The following is a 15,688-nucleotide window of genomic DNA, read 5'->3' as shown; positions in this document are numbered from 1 at the left end:
TACGCTGTGCTTGACGGGTGCCGGTACAATGCTTACCGAGCCTGTTTCGGTCTGATCCGATGACTGCACAACCCCTGACGCTGCGTCGACCCGATGACTGGCACCTGCACCTGCGCGACGGCGAGATCATGGCCCAGGTGCTGCCGGCGAGTGCGCGCTGCTTCGCTCGCGCCATCATCATGCCCAACCTGTTGCCCCCGGTGACCACGGTGGCGATGGCGGCGGACTATCGAAATCGCATCCTGGCGGCACGGCCCGATGGCTCGGCCTTTGAACCGCTGATGACGCTGTATCTGACCGACAACACGTCACCGCAGGAGATCGTTCGGGCTGCCGAAAGCGACTTCGTCCATGCGGTCAAGTATTACCCGGCCGGCGCGACGACCAACTCGGATAGCGGCGTGACCGACCTGCGCAAGGCCTATCCGGCCCTGGAGGCGATGCAGAACGCCGGTGTACCGCTGCTGCTGCATGGCGAAGTCACCGATCCGGATATCGACATCTTCGATCGCGAGGCGGTTTTCATCGAACGGCACCTCGAGATGCTGCTGCGCGATTTCCCGGAGCTCAGGATCGTTCTCGAACACGTCACCACCAAGGTCGCGGTCGATTTCGTGACTGCGGCCCCGGGGCAGGTCGGCGCCACGATCACGGTCCATCACCTGCTGCTCAATCGCAACGCGATGTTTGTCGGCGGTCTGCGGCCGCATCACTACTGCCTGCCGATCATCAAGCGCGAAGCGCATCGTCGGGCGCTGGTGGCGGCCGCGACTTCCGGCAACCCGAAGTTCTTTCTCGGTACCGACTCGGCACCGCATCCGCGCCACGCCAAGGAGTCGGCCTGTGGCTGTGCCGGCATCTTCAGCGCCCCGGCCGCGATCGAGCTCTATGCCGAGGTTTTCGAGCGCGCCGGTGCGCTGGACCGGCTGGAAGGCTTCGCCAGCGTTCACGGCCCGGATTTCTACGGTTTGCCGCGCAACGCCGAGACCATCACCCTGGAACGACACGAATGGGCCGTGCCCGAGCAATGGGACGCGGGGGAGGCGATCATACCGCTTCATGCAGGCAAGACGGTGCACTGGCGCATCAGCCACTGAACGTTGCCCGGCTTGCAATGTCGCCGCAGCAGATTGTAGTCATGAATAGTCCGGGCCAGATGCGTAATTGACCGCGACGCGCTATGCTTGAGCCTTGCTGACAACAGTTTGGCGCGGTCCCCATGAACGCAGTCAATTGCAAATCAAGTCATGATTTCCGGGCAGGCCCGCTGGTCGGCACGGCAGGGCTCGCATGAAGCCGGAGCCCGTGACTGCGTCGAGTAGCGTCGCCACGCTCGACAAGTACCTCAGGGCGCTGGCCGTGGCACTGGGCTATCGAGACAGAGTCACGCACCTCCATTCGGAACGGGTTCGTGGTCTGGCCGGGGAGGTTGGTCGCCATTGCGACCTGGACGCGTCCCAGCTCGCCGCCCTGCGGCTGGCCGCGCTGTTCCACGATATCGGCAAGATCGGGGTACCCGACAGCGTTCTGCTCAAACCAGGCGCGCTGGACCACGAAGAGTTCGAGGTAATCAAGCAACACTCGGAGATCGGGGCCATCATCATTGCATCGACCGAGCTCGAAGGCGCGCAGCAAGTCGCGCTCTACATCCGGCATCATCACGAGCACTTCGACGGTGGCGGTTACCCTGACGGCCTGTCCGGCCACGACATTCCGCTGTGTTCGCGCATCATCAGCCTGGCCGACAGCTATGACGCGATGGCTGTGCGACGGGTCTACCAACAAGCCCGCACCCACCCCGAAATCATGGCCACGATTCGCGCCGAGTCCGGATCCAAGCATGACCCCGAGTTGGTCGACCTGTTTGTCGGAATCATCGAAAACAGCCCCTTCAGGACCGTAGACCGGCTGTGACTGACGGCCTTGTGGCCGGGTGTCCGGCCACGCCGAAGGCGCTCCCCCGGCTTGTCTCTCATTGGCCGTGGACTGCGTTGTCGGCGCTTGCTGCCGGAGCCGCTGCAGCCTGCGCTCCGAGGCCTTGCCATGAATGCCGGGAGGCAAACCGAGTGTCTGCTCAATAATGAGACCGTTAGGGAGCCTCTTACATGGACACCGCCCATTTTGCAAACGCCGTTGATCTGGAAGAGGAAGGTTCGATTGCACTCTTACATCCGGCCTGTAGTCGGGACTGATATCCCTGGCCCCTATGGTGTTCGCCGACGGGTCCCTATCTGAATAGCGAAGTCTTGGCTTCAAGAGGTTCCTCGGGTTTGGCCCGTCGCGGTCCGACCTGTCTTTCCATCTCATCGGTGCTGGCAATCGTGGTGGTGAACTCTCCTGTGTTTTTCCTCGGCCCGGGTAGTGGGGGCACTGCTAGAGCGCCATGGGGCGATATCGTTCCTGACGGGTCAGCAACGCCCAGGCTACACGGGCATTGTGATTGGCCAGGGCGACTGCGGCCACATTGGGATGGCGTCGCTCCAGAAGTCTCGCCAGCCACGGGTTGCCGGGTGGTTTTCCGGCGGCCGTTCGCGCTCTCAAGTGACGCACGACGGCCCGGGCACCGTGGATCAGCAGTGTCCTGAGGTAGCGATCGCCCCGTTTGCTGATCCCCAGTAGTCGCTGGCGACCACCGGATGAGTCCTGCCGAGGCACCAGACCCAGGTAGGCGGCCAGTTCCCGCCCGTTGCGGAACGCTCGCCCATCACCAATCGCTGCCGCCAAAGCGGTGGCGGTCATCAGGCCAATGCCGGGGATCTCGGCCAGGCGTCGGCTGGCGTCGCTGTTGCGATGCCAGGTCTCAATCTGGTGTTCGAGTGCTTCAATGCGCTCATCCAGGGCTTGAAATTGCTCTGCCAGGGTGGCCAGCAGGTTGCGCGCCATCATGGGCAGCTCGTTGTCCCCGTCTTCCAGGACCTCCGGCAACCGCCGGCGCAGCACGTTGGAGCCAACAGGCACGGTGATGCCGAACTCCATCAGCACCCCACGTATGTGGTTGATCAGTGCGGTGCGTTGACTGACCAGCAATCGGCGGCTGTGGTGCAGGTGCAGTGCGGCCTGCTGCTCGGGCGATTTGGGCGTGACAAAGCGCATGCTGGGTCGCTGCACCGCTTCACAGATCGCCTCGGCATCGAGCGCGTCGGACTTGTTGGACTTGAGGTAGGGCTTGATGAAGCGTGCGGCCATGGGCCGGACCTCGTGACCGAGCGCGGTCAGCTTGCGAGCCCAGTAGTGCATGCCGCCGCAAGCCTCCATACCGATCAGGCAAGGCTGAAGGCGAGCGAAGAAAGGCAGGACCTGCGCCCGCCGCAACTGCTTGCGGCAGACCACCTGCCCGCCGTCATCCACGCCGTGTACCTGAAAAACGTTCTTTGCCAGGTCCAGACCGACTACGGTAATCTTGTCCATGGACATCGTCCTCCTGCGTGAGTTGATTGTTACCGACCCAACTGTGGCACATCGCGATGCCGAAGTCAGGAGGGCGGTGTCCATACCATCTGAACAACTCTGCGCGGGCGCAAAGCCCCGTCCCGCAGTGTTTCGCCGCAAATGCCGCATCTCGCGCGTTGCGCCCCTCGGCCGTAGCTACGGCTACTGTCACTCGAGTCGCACCACACGATCTGCGGCATTTGCGACAGAAACGCGCTCCGCGCAGAGTTGTTCAGAGGCTCCTTAGCCCGCATTATTTATGAATCGCCGCGATGATTGCGCAGGGGATTGTTCGCACAGCGGATTTTCCGACCGAGCGGAATACCAGGCTGTATTTCCGAGGGAGGAAAATCCGCTGTGCGTACAAGGCGCAAGCAAGGGCGCGAGTGAATTCATGAATAATGCGGGTTAGTAATCCCTGCGCGCGGCGCGGGTGGCATGCGCGACCTCTGCCAACACCACCGACTTGCCAATCGGAAACATGGCGATACCGGCCAGCTTGACGTGCTGGACGCCGAAGGGAATGCCGATAATGGTGATGAACAGCGCCAGGGCCCAGAACAGGTGGCCGATGGCCAGCCAGATGCCCGCCACGACGAACCAGATCACGTTGCCGATCATGCCCAGGCAGCCGGTGCCGAGATCGTCCCGGCCGGTCAGAGCCCGGCGGTCAACCGCCTCGCGCCCGAAGGGCCAGAACATGAACTTGCCCAGCACGAAACAGGCCCGTCCCCAGGGAATGCCGATGATGCTGATGAAGCACAGCAGTCCGTAGAACCACCACGCCAGACCCATGAAGAAGCCGCCCAGTACGAACCAGATGAGGTTGCCAACAAGTCGCAGCATGACGGGTTCCGAATGGGCGCTCTGGAGCGCTTATTGTATGTCAGATCAACCGCAATCGCGGCGAAGAACGTGCCACGGGGCAGGAGTTTGGCCTGACTCAATACGGGTCCGACTCGTACAGGTCAGCGCCCTGTGTGGCGAAAAGCCCCGCGTTGATGCGGGGCTTTTCGCATGAAGTGGGCAGGAGTCTGACTGCTCCCTTTCGTTCAGAGCTGGCAGGTCCCTTCCGCGCCTGGTGCCGTCGTCAGTCGCACCAGCTCCTGGGTCTGAGCGCCGTGCAGGCCGCTGATTTCCGCAGTGGCCTCTTCGCAGTTGTCGAAGGTCACGGTCAGTTCGCCCCAGTAGATGAAGTCGGCGGGTTCGGCCGGCTGGTCGAAGCGGCCTGCCTCGCTGTAGAGCAGGCCGGTGGTGACCGCTTCGCCCGGACCCGGACTCTCGATGAGCGATTCGGTGATCAGCCACAGCGGAGTCCCGCTGTCGCCAAAACCGTAGAAGTAACCCAGCAGTCCACCCTCTGCTGCCACGAAGCTCCAGCCCTGACCGGCTGCTTCCGGGTCGTACCAGGCGCCGGCCAGATCGGTGTGCGGAGCGACCTCGAACTCGACCAGCATGGTCATCTCCGGATTGTCGGCGACGGGCTGGATGGGGTTGGGCACTTCAGCCACCCAGGCATAGCGGCCCGGCGTGAGGTTCACGTGCATGTAGGCGGTAATCGGATAGGACTGGCCGGCAGCCGCATTGGCGAAGGTGGCCTGGACCCCGCCCAGGAAGGTCTCGGGCCCTGGATTCTCGTAGGTGGAAACCAGGGCGCCGCGATCGGCGTAGAAGCCGTCCTCGGCCACGTCCAGATAGTTGATCCAGCCGTTGACGTCTTCGACCGTGGTGCCGTTTTCGAGCCGGATCAGATGAACGTCGTGACCGAGCCCGTGACCGTAGACGGCGTTGTCCTCGAAGGTGACCGACACGTTGTAGGCGCCGGGCTGCACGTCCTCGGCTTCGAACACGATGCCGCCAGTCGAGGAGATCGATACCGCCAGGTCGGCGTCCGGCTCGGCTGCGGCGGATACATCCTCGGTCACGACCAGCTTTTCGAGCATACCCGACATGTTGTGGAAGGCGCCGGTGTCGTCCATCACGTAGCATTCGAGAATGTAGCTGCCCGGCTCGAGATACTGGGTGGTCCATCCGGTGCGGTGGGCGTCCAGAAAACCGGGGCCGCCGCTGGAAACCGTGTCCCCCGCCCATTCAGGCATGGCGGCGATCAGGTTGCCAAAGAAAGTGTTGACATCGACCTCGCCGTTGAAGAAGGGGGTCCAGGCCTCCTGGAAGGCGGTCGGCGTTCCCAGGCGATAGTCCTCGACGGTCATGTCGGCGTGTTCGTCGGGTAGCCGGATCATGTAGACGAAGTGCAGCATGCCCGTGGCGTTGACCTGCTTGAGCGTGGTTCAGCCCGACGGTATCTCGTTGTCCGACAGGTCGAAAACCAGGTGTTGCTCGGTAGTGCCGTCGTCTCCCGGGGTATCATGGCGGGAAATGATTTCGAGCATGCTGCGGTGGTCGAGACCGAACAGGTGCTCGGCCTGATCGGAATCTGCGGCTGCCGGCTGGTACAGGGCGGCGCCCAGTCCCAGGGCAGCAAGGCCCGCGATTGTCTTGGTCCGTAGGTTCATTGCATGTCTCCTTGTGGTGCTGTTTGAGTACAGAGGTCGCCTCTTCGGCGGACGCCACCCAAGCTACGCGGCGGCCTGCTCGCGGTACTGTGATCGGCCTGAGGAAGTCCTGAACAAAACCTGTAGAATGAGGTGATGGGGAAAAGCCCGGGGCGACCGCGGCACCCGCTTGGCAGACCTTCAGGGATATGATCCGATGCAGTTGCAGGACGGTTTTCGCATTGGCGAATGGACAGTCGATCCGACTTCCAACCGGCTGATCAGTCGCGAAACGGATGCCCAGATCAACAGCCGCTCGATGGACGTGCTGCTGTGTTTGGCTGAAAACGCCGGCCGGGTCGTCACCCGGCAGAATTTCAGTGACACCGTTTGGCGTGATACCGTCGTCACCGACGATGCCCTGACCTGGTGCATCTCCGAACTGCGCCGCAAGCTCGGTGACTCGGCCAACGACCCGCGCTACATCGAGACGATCCCCAAGCGCGGCTATCGCCTGATCGCGCCGGTCGAGCCTCCGGGCGAGGACGCCGAGCCGGCGATCGGAAAGGTTCCGGACGATGATCGGACCGGCAGCGAGAAGGCTGCGGTGCAGCGGCGATGGCGGCTGCTTCCGCTGCTGGCCATCCTGGTCGTGCTCGGCGCGCTGGCGCTCCAGCACCTGTCGACCGGGGACAGGGCGCCGGCACAGGAGGCCAGAACAACCGAGGGCATAGCGGTGCTGCCGCTGACCGCCATCGCCGAATCCGGCGAGATGCTGCTGGCCGAGGGACTGCACCAGGACCTGCTGACGAGTCTGTCCGATCTGTCCGGCCTGCGCGTGATTTCGGCAACCTCCATGCGCCGCTATCGCGACACCGACAAGCGCATTCCCGAAATCGCCGCCGAGCTCGGCGTCGACTGGATCGTCGAAGGCGCCGTGCAGCAGGCCGGGGCGCGTTTCCGGGTCAACGTTCAGCTGATCGACGCCGCGGCCGATACGCATCGCTGGGCGCGCAGCTACGAGGGCGAGCTGACTGCCAGCCGGCTGTTCGAGGCGCAGGCGGAGATCATCGACGATATCGCCAGCTCCATCGAGGCCACGCTCGAGTCAGCCCGGGCGCCCGCACAGTTGCCCACCCACAGTCTGGAGGCCTATGCCCAGCTCGTGCGCGCCAACGTGCTGGCCGGCCAGCGCAGCGAGACTGCGATGCGCCGGGCGGCTGAACTCTACAGGCAGGCGACGGAACTTGATCCGGGCTACAGCGATGCCTGGGCCCGCTGGGGGGACGCGCTGTTTCTGCTGCACTACTATGGCCATGAAAGCGCGGACGAAAACCTTCAAGCCGCGCGCGAGCGGGCCGAAACCGCCTTGTCCATCGATCCCGAGCATGCCTGGGCCCTGACCGTCATGGGGCTGGTTGCCATGCGCCTGGATCACGACCTGCCCGCGGCGCTGACCCTTCTGCGGGAGGCCCGGACCCATTCGCCCGCGCCGATCGGCTGGCTGGCCTGGATGGAGGCGGTCGCCGGCGACCTTCAAACGGGCCTGGCGCTGACCCGCGAACAGATTCGTTCCGGGCCGTTTGAGCCGAGCGTGCATATGTCGCTGGCGATGCTGGAGCTGTGCGACGGCAACCTCGACGAAGCGCTCTCACTGGCCGAACGCGCGGCGGAGCTCTCGCCGGCCTACGCCACGGCCTGGCGCCTGCAGGGCCAGGCCCTGCTGCTGTCCGGCCGCAACAAAGCGGCCATCAACGCCTTCCAGGAAGCCATGACCCTGGCCGGCAGCCAGCCGCCGGCACGCGACCTGGCCTGGCTGGCGCTGGCGCGTGCCAGAAGTGGTCAGCCCGTGGACGCGCTGGCGCAGGATGTGATGGCTCAGGACGACCATCTGGCCAGAGCCCTCGCCCATCTCGCCGGCGAGGATTTCGGCGCCGCCCTGGCCAGCCTGGATGAGGTCCGCTGGGACGACTTCTCCACCCTGACCGTCCGCTACCACCCCGTGTTCGACCCGCTGCACGAGCGCGATGACTGGGAGCGGCTGATCGCCCGGGTCGACCAGTGGTGGGGCCTGGAAGGCAGCCGCTAAAAGTCCACGCTGCCTCCGCTCCGGGGGGTTTCTCAGCTCGCTCTCAGGCCCCGCTCGCCTTCTTCTCCGGACTTTCCCCGCCTGAACCGGCACTCTGCAGCCACATTCAAGCGAGAGTAAAGATGCCGTGAAAGCCCGCAGGATCCTTTCTTCGCTGCTCCTGGCCGCCGCGGCACTGATCGCCGCCGGCGCCCCGTCGGCTGAACAGCTGCCGACCACCCTGGCCGATTTCCAGGTTGCTGGAACGCAGCCCGGCGATGTCGAGGCTTATGCGCTGCATTCATCGCAACACTGCGCCACCTGTCACGCCGTCGGGGACCAGGAGCAGTCGCCGTCGAACAGCTGGCGCGGCAGCAAGATGGCGCACGCGGGGCGAAATCCGCTGTTCTTCGCCCAGCTGGCGGTCGCCAACCAGGACGCGGCCAACGTCGGATATTACTGCCTGCGCTGCCATGTCCCGATGTCGGCGATCAGCGGCAGCGCGCTCGAAAGCAGCGAGGCGGCCCTGAGTGATCGCGACCGCGACGGCGTCGATTGTCATTTCTGCCATTCGCTGGTTGACCCCGACTACGTCGAAGGCGGCAGCCCGAGCCGCGACCTGGACGTGCTCTCGGCGCTTGAATCCGTCCCCGAGTTCCAGGGCAATGCCATGTTCGTGGTCGATCCCGAGGGCGTGCGCCGCGGCACGCGGCCGGCCGCGGCCCCCTTCCACGAGCGCCTCATCGCCCCCTTCCAGGGCGAGAGCGCGCTGTGCGGCACCTGCCACGACGTCGGCAACCTCGCCGTGTCCCGGCTCGACGACAACACCTGGCGCTACAACCCGATCGATACGCCGGCTGAAGACGAGGATCCCTGGCTGCAGTTTCCGCTCGAGCGCACCTACACCGAGTGGCTGCTGTCGGCCTTCGCTGACGGCGGCGTCGACATGGGCGGCCGCTTCGGCGGCGAGGGCGTACGGGTCGTGTCCAGCTGCCAGGACTGCCACATGCCGCGCACCACCGGCAAGATTGCCTCGATGGGCCGTGAATACGACGACCTGCGCGTGCATGAATTCGCTGGCGCGTCGGTGTGGGGCCTGGACATCATTCGGCGCCACTACGCCGACGACCCGGCGGTTGACGTCGATGCCATCGAGGCCGGCATGGCCCGCGCGGCCGGCATGCTCAGGCGCGCCGCCTCGCTGGAGCTGGTGCAGGACGGCCCGACCGTGCGCGCGCGACTGATCAACCAGACCGGCCACAAGCTGCCGACCGGGCACATCGAGGGCCGGCGGGCCTGGCTTCATGTCCGGGTTCTGGATGAACGAGATCGGCTGCTGGCCGAATACGGGGGCTACGATCCGGCCGAGGCCGCACTCGACGAGCGGCAGACGGTCATCTACGAAATGGTGGTTGGCCTGTCGGAGCAGGCCGCGGCGCTGACCGGTCACAGCCCGGGCCCGACCGGCCACATGGCCCTGGCCGATACCATCGTCAAGGACACGCGCATTCCGCCGCGCGGCTTCGACCGGAAAGCGTTCGAGACGGGCGGGGCGCCGGTGGTGGGACGCGACTACGCCGACGGCGAGTACTTCGACGATGCCTGGTTCCGCCTGCCTGTCGGCGCGGTCAAGGCGGAAATCACGGCGCTCTACCAGACGGCCAGCCGCCGCTATATCGAGGAGCTGCGAGACAACAACGTCAGCAACGACTGGGGCGAGGTGCTCTACAGCCTCTGGCAGGAATCGGGACGCTCGCCGCCTGTGACCATGGCCAGCGCCACGGTTTTCCTGTCGCCCTTTCTGCGCGGAGATTTCAACGGCAACCACCAACTCGACCTGGACGACGCAAGAAGCCTCTATGCCTGCTTCCTGACGACGCCGCCGGTTGCCGATCGATGCCTGATCGGAGATTTCAGCGGCGACGGGCGGATCGGTCGTGCCGACCTGCTCGCTTTCGTCCACCAGTGGATTGCCCTGACAGGGTTGCTCTGAAGAAGGCGATCAGCGCATGACGTCAGGAAAAGGGGTTGCCGGGCAAGCTACCGATATCGCCACGCGGTTCGGAGATCAGCCGTTTTTTTTCGATCGGAGCTTCAGGGCAGTTCGGGTTCGCCTCTCCGAGCAAGCTCGAAAGCACTATTGACCCGGCGCTGGCGAGCACCAACTGCGGCGGGACGGTCGGCCCGTCTTTCACCCGCTGTCCGGCAAGACCGGGGCGGCATGCCCCGCAGGGCATGCGCCCCGGAGTGGAGCGGTTGCGCGTGCTCGAGGTCGTGTCCCCGTCTGCATCTGCCCGTCGCCCGGGGGCAGTGCCCAGCCGCAGGTTCAGTCCACCGCCGCTTGCCGATAACCCCCGCGCAGGACGTGTACGCGGCCGGTGCCGGCGCGTTCGAGCAGCGGCGCGGCGGCGCGGCAGCGCATGCCGGTGGCGCAATAGACGACCAGGTGTTCGGCGTCGGGCAGGCCGGGCTCGCCGGTGTGCAGGCGGCTCAGCGGCAGGTTGACTGCGCCGGAGAAGTGACCGGCGGCGTATTCGTCCGGCTCGCGCACGTCGACCCACAGGGCGCCGGGCAGGGCCTGCGCCTGAGCGTGGTCGATCTCGTGCACGGCCGGGGCGGTGCCGGCCAGTTCGAGGCCGGCCGGATCTAGGCTGCATGCCGGGCAGTCCGGCCGCTTGCCAATCGCGAGCTGGCGGCTTCCCATGTCGCGCGCGTCGACCAGCCACAGCCGGCCCGACAGGCTGGTCAGGGCGGGGGTGCCGACCAGCAGCTTGATCGCCTCGGCGGCCTGCACCGCACCGGCCATGCCGACCAGCGGGCCGAGCACGCCGGCCTCGGCGCAGTTGGGCACCCAGCCCGACGGTGCTTCGGGAAACAGACAGCGCAGGCAGGGCCCCTCACCGGGCAGAAACACCGTGACCATGGCCTCCATGCCGGTGGCCGAGCCGTAGACCACCGGCAGGCCGAACTTGAGCGCTGCGTCGGCGGCCAGGTACTTGGTGGCGTAGTTGTCGCTGCCGTCGATGACGACGTCGGCCCGGCCGAACAGGCGCTCGACGTTGTCCAGGTCCAGTCGCTCCGGCAGCGCTTCGACGGCAATAGCGCCGTTGATCGCCGTCAGGCGCGCCGCCGCGGCCTCGACCTTGGGCCGGCCGATGTCGGCTTCGGCAAACAGCACCTGGCGGTGCAGGTTCGAGACATCCACCCGGTCGTGGTCGATGATCATGATCCGCCCGACCCCGGCGGCGGCCAGGTAGGGCAGGGCGGCGCAGCCCAGGGCCGCCGGCGCCGATGCACAGCACGCTGCCGGCGCCCAGGCGCCGCTGGCCCCCGGGGCCGATCTCGGGCAGGATGGTCTGGCGGCTATAGCGGGCGTGGCTCATCCCGATCCTCCATTTCATCTTCGGCCTGACGCTGCAGATCAGCCGGGGTGTTGATGTTGGCCCGCGCGTCGGCCGGGGTGGGCTCGACGACCGCCATGTCCAGACCCCGGGCCAGGGCCCGCAGGCTGCGCGCTTCGGACTGCATCATCACCGCGACGACGGAACGGAGCCGATCGCTGAGGCAGAGCACCATCGGCAGCGGCACGTCGGCGTAGCGGGCGCCGTCACCGCGCGCGGCCGCGACCAGCGAGCGCAGCGAGTCGGAGCGCAGCCGCGGCATGTCGACCGGCACGATCACCAGCCGGCCCGAAAGCGCCGGGCGCGCCTCCAGCACCGAGGCCATGCCGCCCAGCGGTCCCTGCCCGGGCCAGCGGTCGGGGACGCAGTCATGGCCGGGGCGCTTGCCGGAGACGATGACCGACCCACAGCCGACCTCGCGCAGCTGCGCCATGGCGCGATCGAGAAAGGTCTGGCCGCTGCGCCAGGTCAGCCCGGCCTTGTCGCGCCCCATGCGCGAAGACCGCCCGCCGGCGAGCACGATGCCGATCAATTGGTCTTGCCCAGCTTGCGCCATCATCGATATTTTTTCTCTGAAACCTGAAACCTGAAACCTCCTCAATCATGCCCGCAAAGCGCATGCCCCTTGACCCACTCGCTGTCGCCGTCGACGTAGTGCTCCTGCTTCCAGATCGGCGCGCGGTGCTTCATCTGCTCGACCAGGTAGCGGCAGGCCCTGAAGGATTCGTCGCGGTGGCGCGAGCTGGCCGCGGCGATCACGCTGGCCTCGCCGATGGCCAGGCGGCCGTGGCCGTGGACCAGCCACAGGTGGATGGCCTGACCCCACTGCTGCTTCGCCTCGGCGCAGATTTCGGCAAAGACGTTGCGGCACAGCACCGCGTGCAGGTCGTAGCTCACGGCGACCACGTCGCGGCCCTGGTTGATGTCGCGCACCCGGCCGATGAACAGGTCGGCCGCGCCGTGGCCCGGGGCCGAGCAGTGGTTCAGGGCGCTGACCGGGTCGAGCGAGGTCTCGGTGACGTCGACGTGAATGCTCATCTCATCCTCCACAGACCGGCGGCAGGATCGACAGCGGCTCGCCCGGCGGCAGCGCATCTTCCTCGTCGAGGACCTTGCGGTCGGTGGCCAGGGCCGAGGCGGCGAGCAGGGCCAGGGCGTTGTCGTTGTCGGCGTAGTGGGCCTGCAGCGCGCGGCGCAGGTCGGCCGCGCGGGCGTCTTCGGGTACGGTCACGCGCACGGCGCTGTCCGAATCGAACTGGCGGAAGGCGCCGAACAGCCGGACGGACACGGACTGGTCGGAGCGGTTCGGATTGGCGGTCGTGTCGTTCATCGGGAATCTGCCTGTCGGAGACTGGAGGTAGTGGCGCCGTCGCAGCCGATCGACTGCGGGGCGGGAAAGCGGTAGCCGAGTTGGTGGGCCACCAACAGCGCGGCGCCGCCGACGATGAGCACGGCGAGCATGTTGGTCGAGGCCAGCGCGGTCGCGCCCATCAGCAGCAGCACGGCGCGGCCGTGCAGCAGCCGCCAGCTCGGCCGGGCGAGCTGGAAGTGAAACCAGCCGATCACGCCGATCAGCAGTGCCTGCAGGGTGGCCGGGTACTCCGGCAGACCGCCGCCCCCGATGACCAGCAGCGCGCTCATACCCAGCAGGGTCGAGCCGATGATGGCGTTGGAGCGCCAGGTCCGGCTGCCGCCGCGGTAGTGGGCGGTCACGCCGCCGGAGCCGTGGCAGTAGGGCATGCCGCCGAGTGCGCCGACGACCAGGTTGCCGATGCCGAGCGAGCGCAGCAGGCGACGCGGCGTGACGCGGCCGGCGCGTTCGCCGTAGTAGTCGCGGGCGGCGCGCTCGGTGCCGAGGATGGAATTGGTCAGGGTCAGGGCGATCTGCGGCGCCACCATCAGGGCGACGATGGTGGCGCGGATGCCCGAATCGGCCGCCTCGCCGCCCGCCGGTACCGCGTGCAGCAGTCCCCAGACCAGGCCGCCGGCGGCAACCAGGCCGAGCACCGGCCAGCGCGTCAGTCGGGTGATCAGCACCAGGGCGGCCGCGGCGGTCACGACCACGGCCAGCTCGGCCGGCGCTGCCCCGAGCATGCGCAGGGCGGCGACCATCAGCATGATGCCCAGTCCCAGCTGAAAGCCGTGGACCAGCACCAGGGGAATGCGGTTGGACAAGCGGTTGACCGGTAGCCAGGACAGGCCGAAATAGATCAGGCCCAGCATCAGGCCGGCCAGCTGCAGCTCCTGGGCGCTGGCGCCGGCGGCAATCGCCATGACCGACAGGGACTTCAGCGGCTGGACCGGAATGGGCAGGCGAAACAGCCAGCCGGTGGCCAGGTAGGCTGCCCCGGTGGTCGCCAGCATGAGCGCGGCCGAGGCGCCGGTCTGCCAGGCCAGGGCCAGCAGCAGGGGAAACAGTACCGCGCCGTCGGCAAAGGCGCCGGCCAGATCACCGCGCCAGGGCGAACTTTTCGCCGTGGTCGGAGCGTTCACGGCCCGAAGCCCTCGGGCAGCTCGCCGATCCCGTCAGGATGTTCATAGCGCCCGGACTTGCCGCCGGTCTTGACGAGCAGGCGCACGCGCTCGATCGCCAGGTCGGCCTGGACCTGCTTGGCCAGGTCCCAGATGGTCAGCAGCGCGCCGTTGACCCCGGCCAGGGCTTCCATCTCCACGCCGGTACGCGCCGCAGTCGAGGCCTGGCAGAAAGCCGTCACCGCGCAATCGGTTTCATCCAGCCTGAAGGCCACGGAGACCTGGTCGAGGCCCAGCGGATGGCACAGCGGGATGATCTCCGGCGTCTTCTTGGCCGCCAGCACGCCGGCCACCTCGGCCAGCCTGAGCGGATCACCCTTGGGCAGCGTGCCGTCACGCACCATGGCGAAGGTCCCGGCGTTCATCACGATCCGGCCGGTGGCCACGGCCACCCGGCGGGTGATCGCCTTCCCGCCGACGTCGATCATTCGGTAACTTTGTCGGTCGTTGGTCATGATTCAAGCTTCATTGTCGGTTTCCGGTTTCCGGTTTCCGGTTTCCGGTTTCCGGTTTCCGGGCGGGCTGCGATCCTGATTTCCGGAATCCGGAATCCGGAATCCGGAATCCGGAACCCGTAAACCGTTCCTAACCGCCCGTCATCGCCAGGTGCGGCGTGTCGCCGTAGTCGCCTTCGTGCAGAAAGTGCGAGACGCGCTTGCCGAACAGGGCGGTGAGGATGGTCGCTTTCAGCTCCTCTTTCTGCCCGTCGTGCTGGAGCAGCGGGCGGAGGTTGCCGGTACCGTTGCCGAACAGGCACAGGCGCAGGCCGCCGCGGGCGGTCACGCGCAGGCGGTTGCAGGTATCGCAAAACCCCGGCGCGTAAGGCGCGATGATGCCGATTCGCCCGACATGATCGGGATGGGTGTACTCGATTGCCGGGCCGTCGGCCTCGCCGCGCTCGAGCGGCGTCCAGCCGGCACGGGTCAGCTGATCGTGCACCAGGGCGCCGCCGACGTGGCGCTGCTCGAAATAGTCGCCGTTGTCGCCGGTGCGCATCAGCTCGATAAAGCGCACGCTGACGGGCCGGGTGCGCACGAACTCGAAGAAGGCCGGCAGCTGGTCGTCGTTCAGGCCCTTGAGCAGCACGGTGTTGATCTTGACCGCGTCGAAGTCCTGTTCCAGGCAGGCGTCGACGCCGGCCATGACCTTCTCGAAGCGCTTGTCGCCGGTGATGCGCTCGAAGTGCTCGGCGTCGAGCCCGTCGAGGCTGATGTTGACGGCGTCCATCCCGGCTTCCTTCAGGGCGGCCGCGTCTTTTGCCATGCGATAGGCGTTGGTGGTCATGGCGATGCGCTTGACGCCCGGCACCGCGCGCACCGTGTGCACGATGTCGAGAAAGTCCTTGCGCACGGTCGGCTCGCCGCCGGTCAGGCGGATCTTCCAGGTACCGAGTTCTGCGAACGCCGTGACCAGGCGGCGGATCTCGTCGTGGCCGAGAAAGCCGGTCGGGTTGCCCTGGTAGCCGTTGGGCAGGCAGTACTCGCAGCGGAAGTTGCAGACGTCGGTGACCGACAGTCTCAGATAGGAAAAGCGGCGGCCGAAGCCGTCGACAAGCTGTGCCATGTGCGCTCCTTTTCAAGGCCGGAAGGCGGCGCCGTTTCCGGTCGCCACCCTGGCTGCCCGGCCCGCGTGTCGGCGGGCTGCAGCGGCGCAATGACCCTGGCCGGACAGGGCTTTAGGTCAAGACGCTCGGAGTCGTTTGTTCAAAACCAGTAAAACAGACCATACCCGCTCGAGGCAAGCGCCGATTTGATCACGATCAA

Annotated in this window: 15 protein-coding genes and 1 riboswitch; of the genes, 4 read left to right on the top strand and 11 right to left on the bottom strand. The window is 66.4% G+C overall.

What is annotated here, in order from left to right; translation table 11 throughout:
- The first annotated feature begins 59 nt into the window (after positions 1 to 59).
- The gene (gene pyrC / locus HND55_15010) at positions 60 to 1,097 is read left to right on the top strand and encodes a dihydroorotase (GenBank protein ID QKK03851.1); all 1,038 of its coding nucleotides are present in this window, start codon (positions 60 to 62) and stop codon (positions 1,095 to 1,097) included.
- Between the two features lie 193 nt (positions 1,098 to 1,290).
- Complete coding sequence (locus HND55_15005) at positions 1,291 to 1,914, top strand: HD domain-containing protein (protein ID QKK03850.1); 624 nt, start codon at positions 1,291 to 1,293, stop codon at positions 1,912 to 1,914.
- A 459-nt stretch (positions 1,915 to 2,373) separates the two neighbouring features.
- Here HND55_15005 and HND55_15000 read toward each other — a convergent pair whose 3' ends face one another.
- The 4 genes from HND55_15000 to HND55_14985 all read right to left on the bottom strand — a co-directional run bounded on the left by HND55_15000 (position 2,374) and on the right by HND55_14985 (position 5,945).
- On the bottom strand, positions 2,374 to 3,414 hold the full coding sequence (locus HND55_15000) for an IS110 family transposase (protein QKK03849.1): 1,041 nt from the start codon (positions 3,412 to 3,414) through the stop codon (positions 2,374 to 2,376).
- A 423-nt stretch (positions 3,415 to 3,837) separates the two neighbouring features.
- Entirely contained in the window at positions 3,838 to 4,272 is a 435-nt protein-coding gene (locus HND55_14995; GenBank protein ID QKK04145.1) for a YccF domain-containing protein, read from the bottom strand.
- Between the two features lie 209 nt (positions 4,273 to 4,481).
- Positions 4,482 to 5,690, bottom strand: coding sequence for a hypothetical protein (locus HND55_14990; GenBank protein QKK03848.1), 1,209 nt, complete (start codon positions 5,688 to 5,690; stop codon positions 4,482 to 4,484).
- 30 nt (positions 5,691 to 5,720) lie between these two features.
- Positions 5,721 to 5,945 carry a hypothetical protein gene (locus HND55_14985; protein QKK03847.1) on the bottom strand — a complete coding sequence of 75 codons (225 nt, stop codon included), beginning with the start codon at positions 5,943 to 5,945 and terminating at the stop codon, positions 5,721 to 5,723.
- 196 nt (positions 5,946 to 6,141) lie between these two features.
- Here HND55_14985 and HND55_14980 point away from each other — a divergent pair, with 196 nt between their 5' ends.
- On the top strand, positions 6,142 to 8,013 hold the full coding sequence (locus tag HND55_14980; GenBank protein QKK03846.1) for a hypothetical protein: 1,872 nt from the start codon (positions 6,142 to 6,144) through the stop codon (positions 8,011 to 8,013).
- 127 nt (positions 8,014 to 8,140) lie between these two features.
- The gene (locus tag HND55_14975) at positions 8,141 to 9,985 is read left to right on the top strand and encodes a hypothetical protein (protein QKK03845.1); all 1,845 of its coding nucleotides are present in this window, start codon (positions 8,141 to 8,143) and stop codon (positions 9,983 to 9,985) included.
- 333 nt (positions 9,986 to 10,318) lie between these two features.
- Here HND55_14975 and HND55_14970 read toward each other — a convergent pair whose 3' ends face one another.
- The 7 genes from HND55_14970 to moaA form a co-directional block, all read right to left on the bottom strand.
- Complete coding sequence (locus tag HND55_14970) at positions 10,319 to 11,218, bottom strand: hypothetical protein (GenBank protein ID QKK03844.1); 900 nt, start codon at positions 11,216 to 11,218, stop codon at positions 10,319 to 10,321.
- A gap of 137 nt (positions 11,219 to 11,355) precedes the next feature.
- Entirely contained in the window at positions 11,356 to 11,952 is a 597-nt protein-coding gene (locus HND55_14965; protein ID QKK03843.1) for a molybdenum cofactor guanylyltransferase, read from the bottom strand.
- A 38-nt stretch (positions 11,953 to 11,990) separates the two neighbouring features.
- Positions 11,991 to 12,431 carry a molybdenum cofactor biosynthesis protein MoaE gene (locus HND55_14960; protein QKK03842.1) on the bottom strand — a complete coding sequence of 147 codons (441 nt, stop codon included), beginning with the start codon at positions 12,429 to 12,431 and terminating at the stop codon, positions 11,991 to 11,993.
- Position 12,432: 1 nt separating this feature from the next.
- The gene (locus tag HND55_14955; protein QKK03841.1) at positions 12,433 to 12,723 is read right to left on the bottom strand and encodes a MoaD/ThiS family protein; all 291 of its coding nucleotides are present in this window, start codon (positions 12,721 to 12,723) and stop codon (positions 12,433 to 12,435) included.
- Positions 12,720 to 13,886 (bottom strand): hypothetical protein, encoded by a 1,167-nt coding sequence (locus HND55_14950; GenBank protein QKK03840.1) that lies wholly within the window; start codon positions 13,884 to 13,886, stop codon positions 12,720 to 12,722. Before HND55_14950 ends, HND55_14955 begins: the two co-directional genes overlap by 4 nt.
- Positions 13,883 to 14,380, bottom strand: coding sequence for a cyclic pyranopterin monophosphate synthase MoaC (moaC, locus tag HND55_14945; protein QKK03839.1), 498 nt, complete (start codon positions 14,378 to 14,380; stop codon positions 13,883 to 13,885). The genes HND55_14950 and moaC overlap by 4 nt, the downstream gene beginning before the upstream one ends.
- Positions 14,381 to 14,510: 130 nt before the next feature.
- Complete coding sequence (gene moaA / locus HND55_14940; GenBank protein ID QKK03838.1) at positions 14,511 to 15,488, bottom strand: GTP 3',8-cyclase MoaA; 978 nt, start codon at positions 15,486 to 15,488, stop codon at positions 14,511 to 14,513.
- A riboswitch (molybdenum cofactor riboswitch) is annotated at positions 15,478 to 15,632 on the bottom strand. Its footprint overlaps the gene before it by 11 nt.
- Between the last annotated feature and the right edge of the window lie 56 nt (positions 15,633 to 15,688).

Source organism: Pseudomonadota bacterium (assembly GCA_013285445.1).
GTDB lineage: Bacteria > Pseudomonadota > Gammaproteobacteria > Xanthomonadales > Wenzhouxiangellaceae > Wenzhouxiangella.
Note: the sequence above shows the minus strand (reverse complement) of the source record. Positions and strands in the feature narration are given on the sequence as shown.